Source organism: Paenibacillus sp. MDMC362, assembly GCF_003269305.1.
Classification (GTDB): Bacteria; Bacillota; Bacilli; order Paenibacillales; family Paenibacillaceae; genus Paenibacillus_AQ.
Window position 1 is genome coordinate 136,685 of the sequence record NZ_QLYT01000051.1, and the last position, 6,614, is coordinate 143,298.

General features: G+C 48.4%; 6 protein-coding genes. 2 read left to right on the top strand and 4 right to left on the bottom strand.

What is annotated here, in order from left to right:
• Positions 1-68: 68 nt before the first annotated feature.
• Positions 69-650 (bottom strand): TetR/AcrR family transcriptional regulator, encoded by a 582-nt coding sequence (locus DP091_RS24230; protein WP_113060656.1) that lies wholly within the window; start codon positions 648-650, stop codon positions 69-71.
• A gap of 380 nt (positions 651-1,030) precedes the next feature.
• On the opposite strand from DP091_RS24230, the gene DP091_RS24235 reads away from it, so the two are divergent.
• On the top strand, positions 1,031-2,200 hold the full coding sequence (locus DP091_RS24235; protein WP_258394674.1) for an MFS transporter: 1,170 nt from the start codon (positions 1,031-1,033) through the stop codon (positions 2,198-2,200).
• A 182-nt stretch (positions 2,201-2,382) separates the two neighbouring features.
• On the opposite strand, the gene DP091_RS24240 is transcribed toward DP091_RS24235, so the two are convergent.
• The 3 genes from DP091_RS24240 to DP091_RS24250 all read right to left on the bottom strand — a co-directional run bounded on the left by DP091_RS24240 (position 2,383) and on the right by DP091_RS24250 (position 5,455).
• Positions 2,383-3,801 carry a stalk domain-containing protein gene (locus DP091_RS24240; protein ID WP_258394673.1) on the bottom strand — a complete coding sequence of 473 codons (1,419 nt, stop codon included), beginning with the start codon at positions 3,799-3,801 and terminating at the stop codon, positions 2,383-2,385.
• A gap of 217 nt (positions 3,802-4,018) precedes the next feature.
• The gene (locus DP091_RS24245) at positions 4,019-4,873 is read right to left on the bottom strand and encodes an NAD-dependent epimerase/dehydratase family protein (protein ID WP_113060659.1); all 855 of its coding nucleotides are present in this window, start codon (positions 4,871-4,873) and stop codon (positions 4,019-4,021) included.
• A gap of 399 nt (positions 4,874-5,272) precedes the next feature.
• Complete coding sequence (locus tag DP091_RS24250) at positions 5,273-5,455, bottom strand: GapA-binding peptide SR1P (protein WP_113060660.1); 183 nt, start codon at positions 5,453-5,455, stop codon at positions 5,273-5,275.
• A gap of 441 nt (positions 5,456-5,896) precedes the next feature.
• Here DP091_RS24250 and DP091_RS24255 point away from each other — a divergent pair, with 441 nt between their 5' ends.
• Entirely contained in the window at positions 5,897-6,544 is a 648-nt protein-coding gene (locus DP091_RS24255) for a MarR family transcriptional regulator (protein WP_113060661.1), read from the top strand.
• The last annotated feature ends 70 nt before the right edge of the window (positions 6,545-6,614 follow it).

Sequence of the window (6,614 nt, forward strand, 5' to 3'; positions counted from 1 at the left end):
CTCAACGTCATCCCGCGAAATTACTTGGGTAGGATAACGCCTATAAACGTTCCATTACAGATCCCCTTTTATTTAAGCAATGTAAGAGTCACCTCTATCGTATTATTTACGAATGAGCGCTCCGGACGGGATTTCAACATGACGGTCAACCCAATCAGCGATACGATCAGCGCTTGGGATAAAGCTTTCGCGTCCGTGCCGCTCGCAAGCTCGCCCGATTGTATGCCTCGCTCAATGGTTTCTTGAAATATGACCGCCAAGTACATCTGATGCTCCCTTGTCAGAATTTCAAATTTCTCATCATGAGGCGCAAGCTCAACCATCGTATTGATGCAAAAGCATCCTCGGCTGCGGCTTTCGGAAAATTCCTCATCAACCATATTTTTAAAAAAAGCCCGAAAGGCCTCCCTGACCGATTGATGGTTTTGCAGCCTGGTCCGCGCCTCGGAAGCATGTGACATCGTGTATTTGCGCAAAGCTGTTTCGAACAGCTCCTTCTTGTCTCCAAAGGCTGAGTATATACTGGGCCGCTGAATCCCCATTCTGGAAGTCAAATCGCTTAATGAGGTAGCCTCATATCCCTTCTCCCAAAATAACTGCATCGCTGCATCCAATACTTTCTCTTCATCAAATTCGCGGACTCGTCCCATAATGAATTACCTCTCATTACATTTGATTTCAAGGAAAACTTCATGATCACAAAAGGGAAGTAAACAACCTTTTTTCATTACCAATCAGTATAATTAATTTTATATTGGGCTGTTGTTTTTGTCAAATACCGTTTTTCTATATTAATGCAGATAAATATTGGGACACACCGTTTCACCCTAACGCTTGAAATAAACCTGTTGACATAGATCGTATGGATAAGATATATTTATCGGGCAATTTATCATACCGATCAGTACATAAAATTCGAAAGGGTTGAATGCACAGAATGGAAGAGTTGATAGCAAAAAAAGCGGTCCATGACGAAACAGCCGCGAATGCGTCACAGGGAACGGTGTCCACGGCCCAATCCGGTAATCGTATGCCTCTGACTCGTTATGTTACGTTATTGTTTGCGATTGCTTGCGGTATGTCAGTTGCCAATATCTACTTCGCACAGCCGCTGCTCGATGAGCTGTCGTACGAATTCGACATGGACTATTCCGTGATTGGAATTCTAATTACCGTCACACAGATCTTTTATGCATTGGGACTGCTGCTGCTGGTGCCTCTGGGGGATTTACTGAACCAACGCCGGTTAATTATCGGTCAAATGACAGTCTCCATGGCGGCTCTCGTTATCGTTGGTACTGCTTCATCCGGCACGATGCTCTTTGCAGGTTTGGCATTGGTTGGATTGCTTGCCGTAGTAACGCAGACTATTGTGGCGTTCGTCGCGACTGTAGCTGCTCCTGCTGAACGCGGGCGAGCCGTAGGCATGGTAACCAGCGGAATTGTGATCGGGATCCTTTTAGCGCGAACCATTTCAGGGGTTTTGAAGGATCTTGCAGGATGGCGTTCGGTTTATCTGGTTTCTGCTGCGTTGATGCTGCTCATGGTTTACGCATTATATAAGGTGCTGCCAAATGTTGAGCGTAAGGTAAAAACTCTTTCCTATTCTCAGCTGCTTAAGTCGGTACTGGTGTTGTTCCTTCAAGAACGGCTACTACGTATCCGCGCTGTGCTGGCTATGCTGATTTTTACGGCTTTCAGCATTTTGTGGACGCCATTGGTGCTGCCTCTTAGCGCGCCGCCGCTATCCCTTTCGCACTCTGCCATCGGGGCGTTTGGTCTCGTGGGCGTCGTGGGTGCACTGGCTGCAGCAAAGGCCGGTAAGCTAGCCGATCGAGGTTACGGACAAAGAACGACCGGAATTGCATTGTCCCTGCTATTGCTGTCATGGCTGCCGATCAGCTATACAGAACGGTCCCTGTTTGCCTTAGTCATTGGTATTATTCTGCTGGACTTGGCGGTACAGGCGGTGCATGTCACGAATCAGAGTATGATTTTTGCATTGCGCCCGCAGGCGCGCAGTCGCATGGTTGCCGGGTATATGATTTTTTATTCCATCGGAAGTGCCGCCGGTTCCATTGCTTCGACCCACATCTACGCACAGTATGGTTGGCATGGAGTTTGTGTGCTTGGTGCCTCCGTCAGCGCTGCCGCTCTTACTTTTTGGCTTATAACCAAACGTGCTAAAGGCACCCTATGACAATAAATTCAAACTACAAAAGATCGCTCCTACGGAGTGGCGATCTTTTGTAATATCCACGAACATTGGCAGCCTTGCCAGCCTATACGTCTATCATTTTGGAAACACTCTATTCATCATTAAGGATGCAGCTCCTCAGAATAACAAAAGACACGCCTTATGGCGTGCCTACATCATAAATCTTATAGTGTTTTCCCCAGGATCACTTCACCTGTCGCTTTATTCCAGGACATCGGAATGCCAAGCTGCGTCGTGATCAACTCCAATGGAAACATGCTCGAATTAGCCATGAATGGAATGCTGACATCTTCTCGCGTCACCTTCCCGTTCACCAATACAACGGCGGGATCACTGGATTTAATGGATACGGTGTTCCCGCCATAAGAGAAAGACCATACCGGATATCGATGATTTCCTTGTTTCGGATCCGGATTCGACTGTCCGCGCTTCACTTTGATTCCGAGGGCTTCAAAAACGCTAGTATACGGTACATACAGCTTGCCTTTCACAATGGCGGAAGAACCGTAAAAGCTAACCGATTGTCCGTTTGCCGTCCAGGACAGAGGAGGCTGTACCAGGACCGGATTTCGATCGTTCTCGTTAGGCGAGCCGCTGCCTTGATATTTCTCTTCTCCCCAAGCCAGCAGCATACCGTCTTTGTTGGTTGCATAACCTGTATATCCATTGCTTCCCCAAAGCGCCTTGATACCTGTCAAACCTTTCACTTGAAAAGGCTTCGCCGCCGGGTCGTTGTATTTCCACTGCCAGACCGTGCCGTCATTTTTAAGCATGTACAAACGGTTAGACCCCGTTCTTATCTCTTGGATATCGTTTAATCCCTTCACCGCAGCCGGCACTTGCTGCTTTTCATTCACATTCCACCGCAGCACCGTCCCGTTCTCATGGAGCAGAAACACGTCATACCAATCCGCGGCGATTCCGGCAATGGAGGAAGTAACCAACGGTTTAATCTCACGGAACTCACGCTCCAGCCGGTACCGATCGTAGAAGCTGTTATATACCGTTAACATATCGACGCTGCCGTCTTTACCGAGCATCAAGGCCTCATGTCCGGCGATGATCATCGATTTTTCATTCTTGACCCCTTTAACAGGAAAATACTTCACAGACCTTATCAAGGGATTATCCGGATTAGAAGCAGGATGCCATATCGTTGCGGTCCCATCCTTGTGCAAGGCAACACCGCTATACCTCACAAATGCCAAACTCGCTACATCCTTAAGTCCTTCCAGCTTTATGGGGCCTCCCCGCTTTTGGTGAGGCAACGCAGGATCTCCGTTAATATAAGGAGAGTAATGATCGCCCCAAGCCCACACGTCCCCGTTCTTGTCCAAGGCAAATGAAGAATTGTCGCCTGCCGCCACCTCGACAATATCAGATAGACCGGTGACTTGCTTGGGCACCAATTGATGAATACTTGTCCCGTCACCTACTTGACCTGACTTGTTATAACCCCAGGCGGTCACGGAGCCGTCGCTCCATGCCGCAACACCGTGTCCGCTGCCGCCAGCCACGCTTACCGGGATGGGGCGGGAATCACTTTTCACAGCTTCCGCTGCTCCCACAGTGTCCATTGCCATACAATTGACTGCTAACAATATCGTCGCTAACATATAAGCTACTCTACGATTCAATACCTTCACGCATGAGGCCTCCATTCTCGATCTTTATAATGGTATATAATACCATACAAAAGATGGTATGGAAAAAATAGTATGCTTTCCGATTTGCTTGCTGATATCCGTAATTCTCCTCTATTAACTATAGCTTTCTTTTCTTCTATTACACTAAGCTCGCTCACCTCAGCGATTGCGCAAACCCTGTTCGCCACGTGGGATGTAGCGGCTGCCAGCCGTACTCCTTCCGGGCTTTGGCATTCGAAGCGCCGCGTTCGCCGCGCTTGCTCCCCGCTTGATATGCTGGGGCAGGCGCGTGCAGAGCCTCAGCATAAAGCGGCAGCCACAACGTACCGGCAGCAGGCTCGTCATCTACGATATTGACCGGCCCCGTCGGCCAGTCCAATGCCTGCAATGCTGCATTCGCCGCATCCTCGACATGAAGAAATGACATTACGCCATCCGTTGCTGGAAGAGTTCGGGTTCTTACCTTTTCCGCCATGATTCCGCTGGCGTCGTACCACGTGCCAGGACCATAGAACATACCGTACCTTAAAATGACGTGATTCGGCAGTTGTGCAACGGCCTGTTCCAGCGAGATGATACCGTCTATCGTGGACTTGCGAGGCGCAGGCGCCTGGACGTCCAGAGGGACGTCCTCGGTGGCGGGATGATCCCCGGGTTCATAGGCCCAGGCAATGCTCTGGGCAATCATGCGTTTAACGCCATGGATCTGCGCGGCTTCTACCAGATGACGGGTGCCCTCCATCCGCATCCTCGCATTATCCTCCAGATTCCATTGGCTTAACGAAGTGAGCTGATGGATAATGACATCCGGCCGCACTTCCCCAATCGAGGCTATGATCCCTTCCCGATCAAAGGCATCCGCTATGATCCCCTTGGCTCCCCATGATTCGATCAACCCTTTCCGCTGAGGGTCATGGGTCATGCCTATAACTTTATGGCCGGCTTGCACCAGTCTGGGAAGTAAACGCTGGCCGATAACGCCGGTAGAGCCCGCTACGAATATTTTCATAAATGACAACCTCCATTCCGCTGCATACAATGGGTCCCACCTATCAAAAAGGGGATATTGGCAGTTTCATCTTAGCATGATAAATGGGCAGCTATAAGTACCACTTTTCATCAGATCAATCATGCCATTTCCATTCGATTGAGAGGTTATCTCCGCAGTTGAAAAGAGTATAGGGCGCTGGCGTTTTTGACCAACATGACCGAGCAGCGTAGTTTGGCAAGCACCACAGGACGCACTATGACAAGCATGGAGAGAGCACCCGCCTTATGATAAGTGCACACATTGTCGTAGTATTACAAGCGCGACAGAGCACTCAGCAATAAGCACTCTTCAATCAATGCAAAAACGCACCACATCAAGTGGTGCGTTTTTGCCGGAACAACCTTCTCCTATCATTACTCACTCTTCGTCTGTTCCATCACTAACTGATACATGCATGTGGCTGTGCAGCTGCCGGCACTCTGGCTGATCACACACGCCATAGAAGGTAGCGATTCGATTCGTATCCACCGTATCGATTTCAGCACTGCAATGCCTGCATAAGATGACGCCCATTTCCAACTTTTTAACGGAAGTGTTCATGCTTCACTCATCCTCTCCAGTATCAGATTGTTATGCATTTGTATAACTATCCCATGCAATTAATGTACAATATAAATAAATAATACACAATATATATTCGTTTATTGGTAAAAAATCGTTATATATGACATCATATTTATGGAGAAAACATAAAAAAACGCTCCATTTAATAACTGAAGCGCTTCCATGTCCAGAACTTGCGAAGATCACACAATCCCATGTTTTTTATCAATTGGAAGAACTACAAGCTGTATAGCTTGGAAGCAATACTATTGCAAAACCCGCAAAACACGAGTTATACTAGCCATCATAAGGACGTGAAGAACACGCCGCTTCTATGCAAAGTGCCCCAATGAAGGATTGGGGTTGCATTGTATGGAGCGGCTTTTTTTATTTTCTAGCCCTACGCATTCCATTTAATACTAAGGAGGAAAATTGAACATGTCACGGTTTGATCAACAATATACGCTCTGGAACCACACGAATATTTTGAATGAAAAGAATCCCCGCAGGCTTGAAATCCTTCATAAAGGGTTAGGCCACGGTACCGTCGAGTTTCTGCGCACGGTGTGGTTTCCCGCGATCGGTAATTTCAATGACTTGCATCCGGAATGGGAAGTACGCGATTTCAGCAATGGTTATCGTTATTTAGACCTTGCCTATATGCCCGGTGGTGCAAGAGGAGGCATCGAAATCCAAGGATACGGCCCGCATGCCCGCGATTTGGACGTAAGAAGGTTTAAGGATTTATGCCGCCGTCACTGCTTACTGGCGCTGGATGGTTGGACATTCCTTCCCATTGCTTACCCCTCCATCGTCGAAGAGCCACAACAATGCCAGCAGCTCATTTTATCCTTCGTCGGCAGATTTGTGGCGTCAGATGTGCCTGCGTCCTTAAGTTGGCTGGAGGCAGAAGCCGTCCGATTTGCGCGGCGACTGCTGCGCCCGATAACTCCATTAGAACTCGCGAATCATCTTAGGGTGAGTGACCGGCATACCCGACGTTTATTGCGTAAACTGGTCGAGCTCCAGCTACTGGACATAGCAAGCGGTGAACAACGAGCCCGTACCTATAAACTCCGCTTGTAACACAGTACCTGACCGGAGCATGCATCAGTTCTTGCAGCTATCCAAGAGACGAATAGACAAACTAATGGAC